The sequence below is a fragment of the Viridibacterium curvum genome, assembly GCF_039544165.1.
In the GTDB taxonomy this organism is placed as follows: domain Bacteria; phylum Pseudomonadota; class Gammaproteobacteria; order Burkholderiales; family Rhodocyclaceae; genus Viridibacterium; species Viridibacterium curvum.
In genome coordinates this window covers 1025991-1042934 of the sequence record NZ_BAABLD010000008.1, presented here as the reverse complement: position 1 = coordinate 1042934, position 16944 = coordinate 1025991, and the positions used below count along the sequence as shown (strand labels likewise).

The 16944-nt window shown below is 62.5% G+C and carries 18 protein-coding genes and 1 pseudogene; 9 read left to right on the top strand and 10 right to left on the bottom strand.

The window, feature by feature from the left end:
- Nucleotides 1-8 precede the first annotated feature (8 nt).
- Nucleotides 9-1223 (bottom strand): NAD(P)H-dependent flavin oxidoreductase, encoded by a 1215-nt coding sequence (locus ABEA02_RS12630; protein ID WP_345533335.1) that lies wholly within the window; start codon nt 1221-1223, stop codon nt 9-11.
- Nucleotides 1224-1416: 193 nt separating this feature from the next.
- Here ABEA02_RS12630 and ABEA02_RS12625 point away from each other — a divergent pair, with 193 nt between their 5' ends.
- Together ABEA02_RS12625 and ABEA02_RS12620 are read left to right on the top strand one after the other, a co-directional pair.
- Nucleotides 1417-2319, top strand: coding sequence for a DUF2167 domain-containing protein (locus tag ABEA02_RS12625; protein ID WP_345533334.1), 903 nt, complete (start codon nt 1417-1419; stop codon nt 2317-2319).
- A 7-nt stretch (nt 2320-2326) separates the two neighbouring features.
- Nucleotides 2327-3052: a site-2 protease family protein gene (locus ABEA02_RS12620; RefSeq protein WP_345533333.1), complete on the top strand. Its 726-nt coding sequence runs from the start codon at nt 2327-2329 to the stop codon at nt 3050-3052.
- A 42-nt stretch (nt 3053-3094) separates the two neighbouring features.
- Here the strand turns inward: ABEA02_RS12620 and ilvA are convergent, their stop codons facing one another.
- The 4 genes from ilvA to ABEA02_RS12600 all read right to left on the bottom strand — a co-directional run bounded on the left by ilvA (nt 3095) and on the right by ABEA02_RS12600 (nt 7474).
- Nucleotides 3095-4612, bottom strand: coding sequence for a threonine ammonia-lyase, biosynthetic (gene ilvA, locus ABEA02_RS12615; protein WP_345533332.1), 1518 nt, complete (start codon nt 4610-4612; stop codon nt 3095-3097).
- A 123-nt stretch (nt 4613-4735) separates the two neighbouring features.
- Nucleotides 4736-6229: an ammonium transporter gene (locus tag ABEA02_RS12610; RefSeq protein WP_345533331.1), complete on the bottom strand. Its 1494-nt coding sequence runs from the start codon at nt 6227-6229 to the stop codon at nt 4736-4738.
- Nucleotides 6230-6249: 20 nt separating this feature from the next.
- Entirely contained in the window at nt 6250-6588 is a 339-nt protein-coding gene (gene glnK, locus ABEA02_RS12605; protein ID WP_345533330.1) for a P-II family nitrogen regulator, read from the bottom strand.
- Nucleotides 6589-6640: 52 nt separating this feature from the next.
- Nucleotides 6641-7474 (bottom strand): TorF family putative porin, encoded by an 834-nt coding sequence (locus ABEA02_RS12600; protein WP_345533329.1) that lies wholly within the window; start codon nt 7472-7474, stop codon nt 6641-6643.
- A gap of 297 nt (nt 7475-7771) precedes the next feature.
- Between ABEA02_RS12600 and ABEA02_RS12595 the strand changes: the two genes are divergently transcribed.
- Together ABEA02_RS12595 and ABEA02_RS12590 are read left to right on the top strand one after the other, a co-directional pair.
- Nucleotides 7772-8008, top strand: a complete 237-nt coding sequence (locus ABEA02_RS12595; RefSeq protein WP_345533328.1) for an accessory factor UbiK family protein — start codon at nt 7772-7774, stop codon at nt 8006-8008.
- A 48-nt stretch (nt 8009-8056) separates the two neighbouring features.
- Nucleotides 8057-9559, top strand: a complete 1503-nt coding sequence (locus tag ABEA02_RS12590) for a YifB family Mg chelatase-like AAA ATPase (protein ID WP_345533327.1) — start codon at nt 8057-8059, stop codon at nt 9557-9559.
- Nucleotides 9560-9609: 50 nt separating this feature from the next.
- On the opposite strand, the gene ABEA02_RS12585 is transcribed toward ABEA02_RS12590, so the two are convergent.
- From ABEA02_RS12585 to dctP, 3 genes are all read right to left on the bottom strand, one after another.
- Nucleotides 9610-9972, bottom strand: a complete 363-nt coding sequence (locus ABEA02_RS12585; RefSeq protein ID WP_345533326.1) for a hypothetical protein — start codon at nt 9970-9972, stop codon at nt 9610-9612.
- A gap of 135 nt (nt 9973-10107) precedes the next feature.
- Nucleotides 10108-10908: an alpha/beta hydrolase gene (locus ABEA02_RS12580; RefSeq protein WP_345533325.1), complete on the bottom strand. Its 801-nt coding sequence runs from the start codon at nt 10906-10908 to the stop codon at nt 10108-10110.
- Nucleotides 10909-10947: 39 nt separating this feature from the next.
- Nucleotides 10948-11931 (bottom strand): TRAP transporter substrate-binding protein DctP, encoded by a 984-nt coding sequence (dctP, locus tag ABEA02_RS12575; protein ID WP_345533324.1) that lies wholly within the window; start codon nt 11929-11931, stop codon nt 10948-10950.
- 247 nt (nt 11932-12178) lie between these two features.
- On the opposite strand from dctP, the pseudogene ABEA02_RS12570 reads away from it, so the two are divergent.
- The 5 genes and pseudogenes from ABEA02_RS12570 to ABEA02_RS12550 all read left to right on the top strand — a co-directional run.
- Nucleotides 12179-12520 (top strand): annotated as a pseudogene (locus ABEA02_RS12570) (FKBP-type peptidyl-prolyl cis-trans isomerase); the annotation flags it as partial.
- A 21-nt stretch (nt 12521-12541) separates the two neighbouring features.
- Nucleotides 12542-12889, top strand: coding sequence for an FKBP-type peptidyl-prolyl cis-trans isomerase (locus ABEA02_RS12565; protein ID WP_345533639.1), 348 nt, complete (start codon nt 12542-12544; stop codon nt 12887-12889).
- Nucleotides 12886-13491, top strand: a complete 606-nt coding sequence (locus tag ABEA02_RS12560; RefSeq protein WP_345533323.1) for a DUF2238 domain-containing protein — start codon at nt 12886-12888, stop codon at nt 13489-13491. The genes ABEA02_RS12565 and ABEA02_RS12560 overlap by 4 nt, the downstream gene beginning before the upstream one ends.
- Nucleotides 13488-13967: a Cys-tRNA(Pro) deacylase gene (ybaK, locus tag ABEA02_RS12555; RefSeq protein ID WP_345533322.1), complete on the top strand. Its 480-nt coding sequence runs from the start codon at nt 13488-13490 to the stop codon at nt 13965-13967. Before ABEA02_RS12560 ends, ybaK begins: the two co-directional genes overlap by 4 nt.
- A 17-nt stretch (nt 13968-13984) precedes the next feature.
- The gene (locus tag ABEA02_RS12550) at nt 13985-14488 is read left to right on the top strand and encodes a DUF2059 domain-containing protein (protein ID WP_345533321.1); all 504 of its coding nucleotides are present in this window, start codon (nt 13985-13987) and stop codon (nt 14486-14488) included.
- Between the two features lie 15 nt (nt 14489-14503).
- On the opposite strand, the gene ABEA02_RS12545 is transcribed toward ABEA02_RS12550, so the two are convergent.
- Nucleotides 14504-15598, bottom strand: coding sequence for a DUF748 domain-containing protein (locus ABEA02_RS12545; protein WP_345533320.1), 1095 nt, complete (start codon nt 15596-15598; stop codon nt 14504-14506).
- 41 nt (nt 15599-15639) lie between these two features.
- Nucleotides 15640-16944, bottom strand: coding sequence for a glycosyltransferase (locus tag ABEA02_RS12540; RefSeq protein WP_345533319.1), 1305 nt, complete (start codon nt 16942-16944; stop codon nt 15640-15642).

Below are 16944 nucleotides of genomic sequence, written 5' to 3'. Positions count from 1 at the left end.
GCGGCAACTCAGGCCGGCCGGGCAGCCTTGGTCAACGGCGAACCCAAGGCCTGCGGCGCACGCAACAGGAATTCCAGCACGTCACGCACCGGGCGGATCTCGTTGCCAAAGGGCAGCATGCCCTTGCCGCGGAAGAACAGGCCATTCTTCACGTCACCGTGGCAGGCTGCGGCAAGGTGCTTGTCGATGCAGAACTGGCCGGCCTTGGGCAGGCGATCACGCAGGCCGCACTGGATCAGGCAATCCCAGCGCTGCGAGCAATTCCGTTCCGCATCGGCTGTACGTTCGGCAGCTGCCTGCAGTTTGGTCTCACGCTGCAGGTAACGCGACAACCATGGCGTGTTGACGGCACGCGCCGGCAGGCCCGCCACACTCATGAATTCGACGATGTCTTCGGGCTTCGCATTGGCCAGCACATGCTTGAACTCGATGTCGGCATCGCCCTCTTCGGTCACGGCAAAGGCAGTGCCGACCTGCACGGCCGAAGCACCCAGCGCCATCAGCTCGCGGATGCGTTCATGCGAGTTCACGCCACCCGCTGCGATGAGGGGGATCTCGCCCGGTTTCAGCCCAAGCTGTTCAAGCGCCTGCACGCACTCGGGCAGCACGGTTTCCATATCGAAACGCTGGTTGGCGGTGTCGCCCACATTTGCCGCGCCAAGGTGACCGCCCGCCCAGCCCGGATGCTCCAGCACCACGGCATCGGGCAGGCGCCCCTTGCGCATCCAGCGTTTGACCACCAGCGACAGGCCTCGCGCATCGGACAGGATGGGGATCAGGGCCACCTCCTTGAACTCAGACACGAGCTCCGGCAAATCCAGCGGCAAGCCGGCGCCCATGACAATGGCGTTGGCGCCGGAACGGCAGGCCTGGCGCACATAGTCGGCGTACTGACTGACGGCACGCATGACATTCACAGCCACAGCACCCGCGCCGCGCGCCAGCTCCAGCGCAGCTTTGACCTCGCGATCCAGCGCTTCGAGGTTGGCCGCTTCGATGAGCTCGCGCGTCGCACCCTCGGTACGTGCCATGAGATCGGCATGCAAGCGACGCAGATCGACACTGGCAATGGTGCCAAGCCCACCCAGCGAAGCGACGGTGCCGGCAAGGCGGTGAGCAGAGACGCCAACGCCCATGCCGCCTTGCACGACGGGCAGGAGTGGACGGCCACGCAAAATCAGATTGGGGAGTGTGTGTGTGAGCACGGGGATCGCGGCGGTCATAGCCAGCCTTCATGATGAAAGACGCTATGCTCTCGCCTCAGGCAATCGCAAAGCTTGATCCAGCTCAAATCCGGCCAAGCCGCGAATGCCTTGTCTGCCGTACGTTCTCCGGACACGTACGCGCATCCTGCGGGGGCAGGAGCCAGACCCGGCCGACCTTTTCGGCCATCAATCCACTCAGATCGGGGAATCCATGAAGACAGCCAGGAAATCAGTTATCGGTGCCGCTTTCGCCACCCTGCTGGCGTTCACCGGCCCGGCTTTCGCGCAAGACGGGGCAGGACAAGACAAACAACAACAGGAGATGGAAAGCGCTGTCGCGGCTGTACGCACAGCCCTGCAGCCGGGCCCGGTGGAGATTCCCCTGACCGATCAGGCGAAACTCAAGCTGCCGGCCGGTTACGCATTCGTCCCCAAGGCCGAGGCCGCACGCTGGATGAGTGCCATGGGCAATCACACAGACGCGCGTTTCATCGGTGTCATCGTCGGCGACAAGATCGAGGGTTTCGTGACCGTGGACTTCGAGAAGTCCGGTTACATCAAGGACGAAGACGCCAAGACCTGGAACGCGGACGAATTGCTGAGCAACATTCGCGAAGGCACGGCCGAAGGCAACAAGGATCGCGCTGCACGCGGCCTGCCCGAGATGGACATCATAGGCTGGGTAGAGAAACCCGGCTATGACGCCGGCACGCACCGCCTGATCTGGTCGATCTCGTCGCGCAACAAGGGCGCGCCGGCCGACAGCGAACAAGGCATCAACTACAACACCTATGTGCTCGGCCGCGAAGGCTACTTGACCCTGAATCTCGTCACCGGCCTGAAAGAGATCGAAGCGCAAAAGCCGCTGGCGCGCGAGCTGCTGGCCGCCGTGAACTTCAACGAGGGCAAACGCTACGAAGACTTCAACGCTGACACCGACAAGGTCGCCGAGTACGGCCTCGCCGCCCTCGTCGGCGGTATTGCCGCCAAGAAGCTGGGGCTACTGGCGGTCATCGGCGCCTTCATGCTCAAAGCCTGGAAACTGGTGCTGATTGGCGTGGTTGCACTGGGCGCAGGTGCGAAGAAGCTGTTCGGCAGGAACGACGAGGCCTGAGGCGGACATGATCAAGCTGCTGCTTCTGCTGCTCAATGGCGCCAAGCTCGGCAAGCTCCTCACCACCGGCGGCAGCATGCTCGTATCTGTGGTCCTGTACGCCTGGATTTTCGGCTGGGGGTACGCGGTCGGTTTCGTTGCGATGATGTTCCTGCATGAAATGGGGCACTTCATCGCGGCGCGCCAGCGTGGCCTGCCAGCCGGCTTGCCAACCTTCATCCCATTCATCGGAGCATGGACGCAACTGGAACGCATGCCACACGACGCAGAGACGGAAGCCTACGTCGGTATCGCAGGCCCTTTGGCGGGCACGCTGGCCGCGCTGATCTGCTACTTCTTCGCCAGGGACCAGCACAGTCCCTTGTTACTTGCGGTCGCCTATTCGGGCTTCTTCCTGAACTTGCTCAATCTTCTGCCAGTTCCTCTGTTTGATGGCGGCCGCATCACCGCAGCCATCTCGCGCCGGATCTGGTTTGTCGGAGTTCCCGTCCTGATCGCTTTGCTGCTCTGGCGCCCCAGTCCAGCCTTGTTCATCATGACCCTGCTCGCCGCTCCGCAGCTATGGGACGCCTGGAAAACGCGTCACGAAATCCAGCACTACTTCGAAGTACCGCTAGCCAAACGACTGGAATATGGTGCGCTGTACATCGCACTGATCGGATACCTCGCAGTCATGACCAGCGAGGTGCACGACATGTTGAGCACCGTGCGCGTTGGCGGATTTCCAACCTGATGTGCTCGCAACCGGGCAGCCCTGCCCGGTTGCCCACCCGCCTCACCCAAGAAACAGCCTGTAAGCCGGGTTGTTCGTCTCCTCCACGCATTCATAGCCCACATGCTGCAGAAAGGCCTCGAAGGCCGGCGCATCATCGGGCGGCACCTGCAAGCCGATCAGGACGCGACCAAAATCGGCGCCGTGGTTGCGGTAATGGAACAGGCTGATATTCCAGTCTGAACGCAGTTTGTCGAGAAAGCCCAGCAAGGCGCCGGGGCGCTCGGGAAAGATGAAGCGGTAGATCCGCTCGTCACGCGCCAGTGGCGTGCGCCCACCCACCATGTAGCGGATGTGCGACTTGGCCATCTCGTCGTCAGTGAGGTCCAACGCAGGCAAGCCATGTGCCGCAAGTGCATCGACCAGCTGCGTGGCCTCACCACGATGCGCTATCGCCACACCCACGAAGATGTGGGCCTGCGAGACGTCGTTGTAGCGGTAGTTGAATTCCGTGACGTTGCGTCCGCCAAGCTGTGCGCAGAAGGCCTTGAAGCTGCCGGGCTGTTCGGGAATGGTGACGGCAAGCACGGCTTCACGCTGCTCGCCCAGCTCGGCACGCTCGGCCACAAAGCGCAGACGATCGAAATTCATGTTGGCGCCGCTCGCAACGGCCACCACGCTGCGCGCCGCAGTTTGCTGCGCGAGCCAGACCTTGGCCCCCGCCAGCGCCAAGGCGCCAGCCGGTTCAAGAATGGAGCGCGTGTCTTCGAAGACATCCTTGATGGCGGCACAGATGGCATCGTTGTCGACGCGGATGATGGCATCGACGTATTTCTGGCACAGGCGAAAGGTTTCCTCACCCACGAGCTTGACCGCCGCGCCATCGGCAAACAGCCCTACCTGGGACAGTGCAATGCGCTGCCCGGCCGCCAGCGATTGCGCCATCGCGTCGGCATCATCTGCCTCCACGCCGATCAGCAAGGTCTGGGGCCGCAGACGCTTGATGTAAGCCGCTACGCCCGCGAGCAAACCGCCACCACCCACGCAGCAGAATACGGCGTCAAGCTGCCTCGGATGTTGCCGAAGAATCTCCATGCCTATCGTGCCCTGGCCGGCTATGACGTCGGGGTCGTCGAACGGATGGACGAAAGTCAGGCCCTGCGCTGCTTCCAGCTCGCGTGCATGGGCATAGGCCATGTCGTAGCTTTCGCCATGCAGGACCACCTCAGCGCCACGTGTGCGCACGGCATCAACCTTGATCGCCGGCGTGGTGGTCGGCATCACGATGACGGCGCGGCAGCCCAGCTTCTGGGCCGACAGCGCCACGCCCTGCGCGTGGTTGCCCGCAGAGGCGCAGATCACGCCACGCCCGAGCTGCTCTGCGGATAGCTGCGCCATCTTGTTGTAGGCGCCTCGCAGCTTGAACGAGAACACCGGCTGCAGGTCTTCCCGCTTGAGCCAGATCTGGTGCCCCATGCGGCGCGACAGGTTGGTCGCGGCATCCAGCGGCGTCTCGGTCGCTGCTTCATAGACGCGGGCGTTGAGGATGCGTTCGAGGTAGTCGTCGTCAGGGGCGGGCATGGCAGCAGGTACGGGAATGGATTCCCGATTATCGCCTTGCGCGCAACGTGCTGACGAGGCCCATGAAAAAGGGCGCCCCGAGGGGCGCCCTGAAAGAATCCGCTTGCGCGAACCCTGATCACATCAGTAGTGGTAAGCCGATTCGCCGTGGCTGGAGATGTCCAGACCTTCGCGCTCTTCGTCTTCCGGCACACGCAGGCCGATGAACATGTCGACCAGCTTGTAGGCCACGATGGACACCACACCCGACCAGACGATGGTCAGCAGCACGGCCTTGAGCTGGATCCAGACCTGGCCAGCGATCGAGTACTCAGGCGAAGCAGCGTTGGCCACGTAGTCCCAGATGCCCACGCCACCCAGCGAGGGGGCTGCGAACACACCGGTCAGGATGGCACCGAGGATGCCGCCCACGCCGTGCACACCGAACACGTCGAGCGCATCGTCAGCACCCAGCATGCGCTTGAGGCCATTGACGCCCCACAGGCAAGCCACACCCGCCAGCAGGCCGATGATGATGGCACCCACCACGCCGACGTAGCCGCAAGCCGGGGTGATGGCAACCAGACCCGCAACGGCGCCCGAAGCGGCACCCAGCATCGAGGGCTTGCCCTTGAGCATCCACTCTGCCAGCAGCCAGCTCATGGTGGCGGCAGCGGTGGCAACCCAGGTGTTCAGGAAGGCCAGCGCGGCGATGCCGTTGGCTTCCAGAGCGGAACCTGCGTTGAAACCGAACCAGCCGAACCACAGCAGGGAGGCGCCGATCATGGTCAGCGTCAGGCTGTGCGGGGCCATCGATTCCTTGCCGAAGCCGATGCGCTTGCCGATCACGAAAGCACCCACCAGACCTGCCACAGCGGCGTTGATGTGCACCACGGTGCCGCCGGCGAAGTCGAGCGCGCCCCACTGGAACATCAGACCAGCCGTTGCACCCGCCGCCGTTGCGGCTGCAGCATCGGTGTAGGCATCAGGACCCGCCCAGAACCAGACCATGTGGGCCATCGGGATGTAGCTGAAGGTGAACCAGATGATTGCGAAGATCAGCAGGGCCGAGAACTTGATGCGCTCGGCGAAGGCGCCGATGATCAGGCCGACCGTGATGGCCGCAAACGCGCCCTGGAAGGCCACGTAGATCATCTCGGACACAAACACGCCCTTGCTCCAGGTTGCCGCCGCCGAATCGGGCGTCACGCCGGACAGGAAGAGCTTGCCGAAGTCACCGAAGTAGTTGCCTGCGCCGCCAAAGGCCAGCGAGTAGCCATAGACGACCCACAGCACCGAGATCAGCGAGAAGATCACGAAGACCTGCATCAGCACGGACAAGGCGTTCTTGGTACGGACCAGACCACCGTAGAACAGGGCCAGACCGGGGATGGACATCAGGATGACGAAGGCCGTGGCAACAATCAGCCAGGCATTGTCAGGCTTGCTGGCAACCGGAGCGGGTGCGGCAGCAGCCGGGGCCGAAGCTTCGGCAGCGGCAGGTGCTGCGGTCGCGGCGGCGGCCGGCGCAGAGGCTTCAGCCGCAGCGGCGGCAGGGGCGCTTGCGTCCTGGGCGGAAACCCCGCCGGACAGCGTGACAGCCAGGGCCGTCAGCACAATCGCAAAAAAGTTTTTCATGTTCTCGTCTCTCTTATTGATCAGAGTGCGTCACCACCGGTTTCGCCGGTGCGGATGCGGATGGCTTGCTGCAGGTCGAAGACAAAAATCTTGCCGTCACCGATCTTGCCGGTATTGGCCGCTTTCTCGATGGCTTCGATGACCTGGTCGAGCAGGTCGTCGGCAATGGCCACTTCGATCTTCACCTTGGGCAGAAAGTCGACGACGTACTCTGCACCACGGTAAAGCTCGGTGTGACCCTTCTGACGACCGAAGCCCTTGACTTCAGTGACCGTGACGCCCTGAACACCGATGGCCGAAAGTGCTTCACGCACTTCGTCCAGCTTGAAGGGCTTGATGATGGCTGTTACGAATTTCATGGCAGCTCCTGTGAAGGAGGCGGCCACGACAGCCGCCCCACTGGATTGAAAATCAGAACGTCTTGCCGACCGAGACGACGAAGGTCGGCTCACCGATCTTGCGGCAACGGGTCGAGGGCGAGCTGGTGTCACAAGCGTAGTACCAGCCCTTTTCGGCGTTGGTGCCGATGACGGCGCCACCGATGGCCCAGCCACTCAGGTCATAGGTCGCACCCAGCTTGTAGTCGCTGTAGTTCAGGAAGCCGTAGTTGCGGACGATCTGGCGACCCACGTGGGTGTTGATGGTGATCTTCTCGGTGACAGGAATGTTGGCCGTCAGATCCCAGTAGGTCGAACCCGTCGACTTGCCCGGATCAGAGCCAAAGCACTCAGCTGCGACCTTGCCATAGCCCGGATCGGTCTTCTGGCAAGCACCGCCGTAGGTGTCCTTGTTGGTGCCGAAGAAGTTCGTCAGCGTGTAGGACATCTTGAAGGTCACCCACTTGTAGGAGGTGCCCACATACAGCTCGTGATTGTCGAACTTGGTGTAAGCGCTGTTGTTGTAGTGCGCGTTCGGGTAGTAGTAGAACAGCGTGCCGAGGTCGAGGGTGAAGTCACCGAAGCTCTTCTTCCAGCCGCCGTAGATGTCCATTTCCAGACCGGAACCGTTCAGGTACTGGTTGCCGCTGACGTTCGACAGCCAGGTGCCGAGGTAAAGACCGGCGGGGCCGGCGTAATCCACACCACCTTGCACTGCAGGACCGCCGTAGGTCTGCGACAGACCGCGGAAGCGGTAGTCGGACACGATGGTCATGTTGCCGGTGACCGGCGACGGCGCATCTTCAGCCAGTGCGGGCAGCGAAGCAGCCGTAGCGATCAGGGTTGCAGCGAGACGGGAAAAACGCATTTGATTACTCCTCTAAAAGGGATCAGGAAAAAGGCAGGGGTGTCTAGCGGGATTCGTGCCAACCATCAGCCCACAGACAAATCAACCTTTAATTCAATGGTTTGCGATTCGAGGCGCCTCTCTGGTGCAACACGAAAAAGTCCTGCACGCTTTTGGCGCACAAATCTGGTGCGTAAGAACGGGGCGGGATTGCCCGTTGTTGCACCCGCCCTGTGCGCTAAACTTTTCGCATGGCGATGCCCGCTGGCACCCTTCCGGCAATGGCCTGATATCCGCCGAAACAGAAAAGGAAGCCCCATGATCAATACGCAACTGCTGCAGGACTTCGGCAAGCAGCTCTCCGAACTTCTCGCCCACAGTCCGGCTCGTGACATCGAGCGCAATGCCCGCGCGCTGTTCGGCAGCATGGCTAGCCGCATGGATCTGGTCTCGCGTGAAGAATTCGAGGTGCAACGCAGTCTGTTGCAGCGCGCCAGCGAGCGACTCGCTGCGCTGGAAGCCCGCGTCGCCGAACTGGAAGCGCGCAAGCCCTGACGGGCATCCCCCGCGAGTCGCCGGAAGGCGGTCGCTACACTCGGCCGCATGTCCCTCGCACTGATCACCAGCCGCGCGCTCGCCGGCATGGACGCGCCCGAAGTCACGGTCGAAGTCCACCTTGGCAACGGCCTGCCCGGCATCTCGCTGGTCGGCCTGCCTGATACCGAAGTCAAGGAAGCACGTGACCGCGTACGTGCTGCCTTGGCAACCTGCCAGTTCGAATTCCCGAATCGACGGATCACTGTCAACCTCGCGCCGGCCGACCTGCCCAAGGAGAGCGGCCGCTTCGACCTGCCCATCGCGCTGGGCATCCTTGCTGCCAGCGACCAGATGCGAGGGGGCCAGCTCGCGGAATACGAGATGGCCGGCGAGCTCTCGCTCAGTGGCGAACTACGTCCAGTGCGCGGCGCACTGGCGATGGCCTGGCGCGCCGCACGCTCGGGCCGCAGCCTGATCCTGCCTGCCGACAATGCCACCGAAGCGGCATTGGTGAAGGGCGTGCGCGTCCTCCCGGCGCGCACCCTGCTCGAAGTTGTGGCGCACTTCAACGGCCATGCCGAGCTGACGGCCCACGAAACAACGAGCCTGCACCTGCAGCCCAGCTATCCTGATCTTGCCGACGTGCGCGGCCAACAACAGGCGCGGCGCATGCTCGAAGTCGCCGCCGCCGGTCTGCATTCTTTGCTCTTCTACGGCCCACCCGGCACGGGCAAGTCCATGCTGGCGAGTCGCCTTCCGGGTCTCCTGCCGCCCTTGTCCGAGGAGGAAGCATTGGAGTCCGCAGCCCTGCAATCCCTGGAAGGCCCTTTTGACCCCACGCGCTGGCGGCAACGCCCATTCAGAAGCCCGCATCACTCCTCGAGTGCTGCCGCCTTGGTGGGTGGTGGCATGAATCCAAAACCTGGCGAGATCTCGCTCGCCCACCACGGCGTGTTGTTTCTCGACGAGCTGCCAGAGTTCGAACGCCGCGTGCTCGAAGCCCTGCGCGAGCCGCTGGAGACAGGGCAGATTACCGTATCGCGTGCGGCGCGCAGTGCCGACTTCCCGGCCCGCTTCCAGCTTGTGGCGGCGATGAATCCCTGCCCGTGTGGCCGACTCGGCGCTATTCCGCCGCAGAAAGTCTGCCGCTGCACGCCCGATCAGGTGGCGCGTTACCGCGGCAAGCTATCCGGCCCCCTTCTTGATCGCATCGACCTGACGCTGGAAGTCGGCACACTCGATGCGGCCACCCTGCAATCTGCCCCCGTCGGTGAGTCGACCGCCTTGGTGCGCGAACGTGTCATCTCCGCACAAGCCCGGCAAATGGCGCGACAAGGCAAGCTCAATGCGCACCTGCAGTCGGCCGAGATCGACACACACTGCCCCGCTGATGATCGTGGCAAAGCCCTGCTGCGACAGGCAATCGACAAGCTGGGCTTGTCTGCACGTGCCTATCACCGCACCCTGCGCGTGGCGCGCAGCATTGCTGATCTTGCAGGCGCAGATGTGATAGCCAGCGCACACGTCGCCGAGGCCGTGCAGTACCGGCGGGGCCTGCCGCAAGGCTGATGTACCGGGACGGAGACGGGGGCTGTCATGCTGGCGGACCCCGCAACGCGCTAGACTGCGCAGCGTTCCCGTATCCATCGGAGTCTTCGAACATGGCCGAAAACCTCATGCAGTCCGTCGCTCGCAAGTCCGTCCGCGTCGCCTTCATCCTGCTTGTCGCGCTTATCCTGCTGAGCTTGCTCTACGTCTGGCTGGTGCTGAGCTGGAGTTACTCGGACGGTGAACGCGCAGGCTATGTGCAGAAGTTCTCGCGCAAGGGCTGGCTGTGCAAGACCTGGGAAGGTGATCTCGCCATGGTGAACCTGCCGGGGCAGCCTGCTGAAATCTTCAGCTTCACGGTGCGCGACGACAAGGTCGCCGAGCAGATCAACGCCCTCGTCGGCAAGCGCGTCGCGCTGAGCTACGACCAGCATGTGGGCGTGCCGACAAGCTGCTTTGGCGACACAGGCTACTACGTACGCAATGTGCGCGAGGTCAGCGAGAACCCGGTACCGTTCCCGGCGATTGTCGCGCCGGCCCCGCACCGTCAGCCTCGGCCCCGGCGTCGACTAAGTAAGCAGGGTATCCCGCAGCCAGCGGTCGAGGAGCTCGGCCGGTCCGCGCCAGTTTTCTTCCAGCATCATGGCGTGCCCCATATCCGGAAAGATGTGGGCTTCAAGGCCATAAGTACTTGCCGTGCGCTCGACCTCGCCAGCCGGAATAATGCGGTCTTCGGCAGCGCCGATCACCAGCATGGGCGGACGATGCATGCGCGCCGGACGCGGCAGGTTGAACAGGCTCATGTCCCAGATCGCACGCAGCGACTCGGGCTGACAATGCTGCAGGAAGTCGATCAACGCTTCGTCACTGATGGGCTGGTGAAACAACGCCTCGCGCGCCGTAGCCAGATGCGGGGCACCACCACTCATGAGGCGATTGAGTTCGACCAGTACATTGGGGCGCTGCATGGCCATGCCGAAGGTGGCTGGTAACAAACCCTGCGGCGGCACAGCTGCCATCAGCACGGCTGCCGGGGTCGTAGCCTCTTCCAGGTATTTCTGTACCACCATGCCACCCATCGAATGCCCGATGAGTACCGACTCGGCCGGCAGGCGTGCGATGGCTTCGTGCAGATCACGCACGTAATCGTCGATCGAGAAGTTATCCGTGCCTGCGTGCCCACGGCTGTTGCCATGGCCTGACAGCGACAGGGCATGTACTGACCAGCCACGGCTAGCGAAGAAGGGCAGGAAGTTCGGCGCCCACTGCCAGGCACCGCTGAAGGCGCCATGAATGAAGAGTAGCGGCGGTCCATCGACGCGCCCGGTCGCCTGCTCTGTCAGCAGTTCAAGTCTGAAAGTCCCGTGCATGGCGCGAGTATGCGCGGAAGTCCATAAGGGTTGCGTCGCTCAGTTGCCCGACATGATGCGAATCATCAGATCCGTCGCTTGCTGGTTCTTGACCACGGGCGCATAGGTCTCTTTCATCCGCGCCACGAAGTTGGCCGAACCCTTGAGCACGCTGAACTTGACGCCCGCCTTCTCGAGTCGCGCCTTGACGCGGGCTTCAAGCTGGGAGCGTTGTTGACGCATGTAAGTGCCGGACTCACGCGCCGCAGTGCGCACGAGCTCCTTGTCTGCATCGCTAAGCGTAGCCCAGCGCTGGGTCGACACCACCAAGGCCTCGGGCAACACGTTGTGGTGGCTGAACACGAACCAGGGGGCGATCTTGTAGTGCTCGGTAATTTCGTAGGACAGGATGTCGTTCTCGGCCGCGTCCAGCTCACCGTTCTTGAGCGCATCACCGACCTTGTCGAACGCCATCGTAGACGGCACGCCGCCCAGTGCCTTGACCATGCTGATCATGGAGTCACGATTGGCCACGCGCATGCGCAACCTTTCGAAATCCGTCGAGAAGCGCAGCGGCTTGTTGCGCGAGTAAAAGGAGCGAGAGCCGCCGTTGTACCAGGCCAGCACAATGTAGCCCTTCTTCAACAGCGCTTCTTCGAGGCTCATGCCGATGCCGCCATCGAGCACACGCAGCATGTGCTCCTGATCGCTGAAGAGGAAGGGCAGGGAGAGCACTTCCATCTCGGGCACCGCATCCGTCAAGGCCGCGTTGCTGAGTACAGCAAAATCGACCTCGCCTTTTTTGAACTTCGGCACGACGTCTTTCTGTGCGCCGAGATCCTGTCGCCACAGGGTCTGGCCTTCATAACGCCCCTGGCTCTTCTGCTTGACCAGATCGAAGAACCGCAGCATGCCCTGATGGTTCGGGTACTCGCTGTTTTCCAGTACCCAGCCCTTCAATGGCGTTGCGGCAAAGGCCGCGGGTGCAAATCCGGCGAAACCGATCAAGACAGACGCGAATACACGGGCAAGATGCTGAAACATGGCAGGACTTCCTTTTAAATCAAGCAACTGGCAGATTTGAAGTATTTCATGTTTCCGTGGTTACGGACAGCGAAATGGGGCACCATCCGTCGCATTTGTCACATGCCAGACTCATGCGACACACATTCTAACAATCCACATTGCATAAGCATTCATGTTGCCACAACGGCAGGCAAAATTCCCCCGCCTGTCGCCAATCCGCCCGTCACGGTATCCTGCGGACCTTTGCCACCTCTGGATTTGCCTCATGTCAGACCCCATCACCACACCAAGCGGCCTCGTCTATGAAGATCTCACCCACGGTGACGGCCGCGTCGCCGAGGCCGGCCGCACGGTTGTCGTGCACTACACCGGCTGGCTCACAACTGGCGAAAAGTTCGACTCCAGCAAAGACCACGGCGAGCCCTTTGCGTTCCCGCTCGGTCGCCAACATGTGATTGCCGGCTGGGATGAGGGCGTGCAAGGCATGAAGATCGGCGGCACACGCAAGCTGACCATCCCGCCCCACCTGGCCTACGGCGAAGAAGGCGCCGGCAGCGACATTCCGCCAAACGCTACGCTGGTTTTCGAAGTCGAGCTGCTGGACGTCGAAAAGCCCTTCGACATGAGCATGCAGAACCCCGTCACCACCGAAACCGGCCTCGTTTACGAAGACTCCGTGCTGGGTTCCGGGGCTCTCGCCAAGGCCGGACGCCATGTCGTCGTGCACTACACGGGCTGGCTCACCGACGGCACGAAGTTCGATTCCAGCAAGGACCGCAACGACCCCTTCCGCTTCCCCCTCGGTGGCCGCCGTGTCATCGCCGGCTGGGACGAAGGCGTGGCCGGCATGAAGGTGGGGGGCACGCGCAAGCTCGTCATCCCGCCGCAGCTGGGTTACGGGGCACGCGGTGCAGGCGGCGTGATCCCGCCCAACGCCACCCTGGTGTTCGAAGTCGAACTCCTGGACATCCTGTGAGCGACAACATCCCCAGCCTGCGCCTGCCGGTCGCCCTGACCGTGCTGGTGCTGGCTGCGCTGGCACTGTCGGGGCTGAACCCCTATGACCGGCTGACCTGGGCCCTGGAAGTTGTGCCCGTGCTGATCGTGCTGCCCTGGACATGGGCTGGGGCCCGGCGCTTTCCACTCACTCCGCTGCTGCAGGTATTGCTGGCGGTGCACGCCATCGTGCTCATTGCGGGCGGCGCCTGGAGCTATGCGCGCGTGCCCTTCGGTTTCTGGCTGCAAGATGTCTTCGACCTGTCACGCAACCCCTACGACAAGATTGGCCATTTCCTGCAAGGCGTTACCCCGGCACTGTTCATGCGCGAACACCTGCTGCGCAGCGAACGGGTGCGTGGCGCTGGGCTCGCTGCGGTGCTTTCGGTCAGCGTCGCACTGGCCTTCTCGGCCATCTACGAACTCATCGAATGGATCTCGGCACTCCTGCTGGGCCAGGGCGCAGACGAATTCCTCGGCACGCAGGGCGACGTGTGGGACACGCAGTCCGACATGGCCATGGCCCTGCTTGGCGCCGTGCTGGCGCTGACCCTCATCCGCCGCCGCTGGACCGCTGCGTGACTGACAAACCCCCAGTCACCGCTGCCGTGCGCGTGCTGCGCGAACACAAGGTGGCGTTCACCGATCACCTCTACGCCTACGAAGAGAAGGGCGGCACGGCCGTCAGCAGCCGCGAGCTGGGCGTCGATGAACACGCCGTCATCAAGACCCTGATCATGGAGGACGAGAACAAGCGCCCACTGATCGTACTCATGCACGGCGACCGCGAAGTCTCGACCAAGAACCTCGCCCGCCTGATCGGCGTGAAGACCATCAGCCCGTGCAACCCCGAAGTCGCCAACCGGCACTCCGGCTACATGGTGGGCGGCACCAGCCCCTTCGGCACAAAGAAGGCGATGCCCATCTACATGCAGGAGAGCATCGCAGCGCTGCCGAAGATCTACATCAACGGCGGCAAGCGGGGTTATCTCGTCGGTATTGCACCACAACTTGTCATCGACATCCTGAAGCCCACACTGGCCGATATCGCGGCCTGATACGAAAGGAGTTCCGCGTGAAATCTGTCACCACCTGCCTGCTGCTCATTCTTGGCATCATGACCACTGCGGTACGGGCGCAAACCGGAATCGACCCGGTCAAGCGCGCCACCATCCAGCAACTGCTGCAGATCACCGGGGCAGAAAACAACGTTCGTGCAGTCATGCCCATCATGGCCCGTGCGGTGACCCAAATGATCCGCACAACCCAGCCCGGCTTGCCGGCCGCTGCGGACAGCGTCATTCAGAAAGAGGTCACGGCAGTCTTCCTCGAAAACCTTATTGGACCCAATGGCGTGCTGGCGCAACTGGAGCCGGTCTATGACGCGGCATTCACCCTTGAAGAGATGCAACAACTGCTGGCGTTTTACAACACCCCGATCGGCAAGAAATTGCTCGCCCAACAACCGGGCATTTCCGCTCAAAGCACAGAAATCGGTCAGCGCTGGGGCCAGTCGCTCGGCCCGCAGCTGAACGCACGCATTGCACAAGCACTCAAGCGCGAAGGCCTCATCAAGTAAGGCGAGCGCGCAGATTCAGCGGCCAAGCAGCCTGCCGACCGCTCCCTCGACCTGGCTGCCGAGGTTGCCACCAGCCTTGTCCTGCGCACTGCCGCCGAGGCCGAAGAGCTGTATGACAGCCATCCCCGCCTGCGCATAGATCGCCTCGTTGAGCGAGAAGCGCGAATCGTCGAGATTGCCCTGCACGGTGAAGTCCAGTGCGACGGGGCGGCGCGTGTCCGCGTCGAGTCCTTTCGAACGCGCGAACAAGGCTGCGGCTTCGCGCGTGATGCCGACGACGCCACCGAGTTCAAGCCCTTTCAGTGCGAGGTGCCCCGGCGCCGCAAGACGGCGCTTGTCGACCTTGCTGCGCACATCAAGTGTCAGCGTACCCGCCTTCACATCACCATACGGTTTGCGGAACAGGTATGGCTCGACGAGCTTGACCGGCGTGTCGGCGAGCCTGAGTCTGAGATCGGCATCCAGCGTGCTGGCGACCAGCCAGCCGTTCAGCTTCAGCCTGCCCTGCCCACCCACCTGCGCTTCGACATCGAGCGCGCTGCGCGCATCCAGCGCAGGCAGCTCAAGGTCGCCGAGATCCAGCGACAGGGCTTCAAGCGGGATGTGATGTGTCTTGCCGCCCAGCGTCGCATCGAAAAAATCGACGCGGCTGTTGCGCAACGCGATGTGGCCGATGTGCACCTGCAAGCCCTTGCCGCGAGCGGCGTCACCCCCGCGCTTGTCCGCAATCTTCTTCGTTTTGTCGAGCAGGGCCGGCACGATCTTCATCCCGGCACGGTTACGCAGCACGGTCAGTGCTGCGTCCTCGATATCGACACGCAACACGGCAATGCGGCCACCGAGCAGGCTGCGCAAATCCGGCGTCACGTAGACGCGGACTGCACGCAGCTCATCCTGCGTCGGCCAGCCAGACGAGCTGGCGCGAATGCGCACGCCATCAATCTCGATGCGCGAGAAGCCGATACGGATTTCGCCAACCTCCCCCGTATTGCCCAGCGCCTCCACAATCTGCGTGCGCAGTAGATGCAGGGCCGCGTAATACGCGCCAATCGCCAACACGGCGAGCAAGGGCAAAGCGATCAGCAGGCTGAAGCGAAGACGACGACTCATGCAGCAAGATTAGCCCATGCCCCGTGCGCTGCCTGTGTCGCTCAACCTGCCCACCACGCCGAGCGGCGCAAGAGACGTTTCCGCTCGGCGCTTGGTGAATGGCGAGCCGGCGCGCAGCAATGACGCAGGTACTGGGTCGCGGCGTAGCGTGCGCTGAAGCGAGCCAGGGTCGCCTCGACAATGGGCGGATAGTCCTGCAGCGCATTGTCGATGAGGTCAGCCAACGCAGCCGGATCATCACGCTGGCACAGCCAGGGCGACAGTGTGCCGGTCAGGATTTCGGATGGGCCCGTCGGGCAATCCGTGCTGACCACAGGAGTGCCAAGAATCAGGGCTTCGATCAACACGGTTGGCAAACCCTCGCTGTCAGACGACATCGCAAACAGCTCAGCATGCCGGATCCATGGATAAGGGTTCTGCTGGAAGCCGGGCAGGACAACACGATCAGTCAGCCCCAGTGTTGCAATCAATTCTTGCGTCTGCGCCAACCAATGCTTTTCAGAGTCGGTGTAGGCGTCGCCGATCAGCACCAGCTTGTGCGTCCGTGCAGCGGCACTTTGCGCAAAAGCCTGCAACAACACGTCCTGCCGTTTACGTCTGCTGAAGCGCGCAACGTAGACGATGTAGGGTTGTGCCAGCGCTGGCACGAAAGCCTCGCCCGCCATGCGGATCGCATCAAAGTCGAACGGGTTGTAGATGGTACGCATGCTGCGCGGCACGACACCTGCGCCGCGCACGATGTCGTCCTGCATGGCATCGGAGACCGTGACAATGTGCCTATCGCCGTAGATGGCACGAAAATGGTGATGCCACTTCAGCGAGTGCCACAAACGCTTGAGCCCCGTGCGATGGCCGATCTTGCTTTGCAGGTATTCCGCCATCGAATTGCGGTAGCGGATGAAGACCTTCGGCAGGCCCGCCAACCGGGAAATGCGGTCCGCATCCTCGGCATTGGAAATGAAGAAATCGAACGCGCCCCCACCCTGCTCGATCCTTGCAACCAGCCTGTCGAGACGCCAGGCCAGCAGCAAGCGGTTGAACAGCTTGTTGCGCAAGGGGTGTCCGTCTTCGGACAGGGCATGCACGCGGATGCCCGGTGGCAAGCAGTGCTGGATCTCGTTTCGTACCAGGATCACGTGCACCTCGTGCCCCAGTTGCTGGAAGGACTGCGCGAGGTTGAGCACCACACGCTCGGCGCCACCGCCGATCAGCGAATCGATCAGCAGACCGATGCGACGCCTGGCTGTTTGCCGCTGCAGGCCCTGTGATTTGCCCGAAGGCTTTGTTAAGCCATTGATTTTACTGACGTGACCAGATTCCCGTAACGCATGAATCCCCGATTGCAT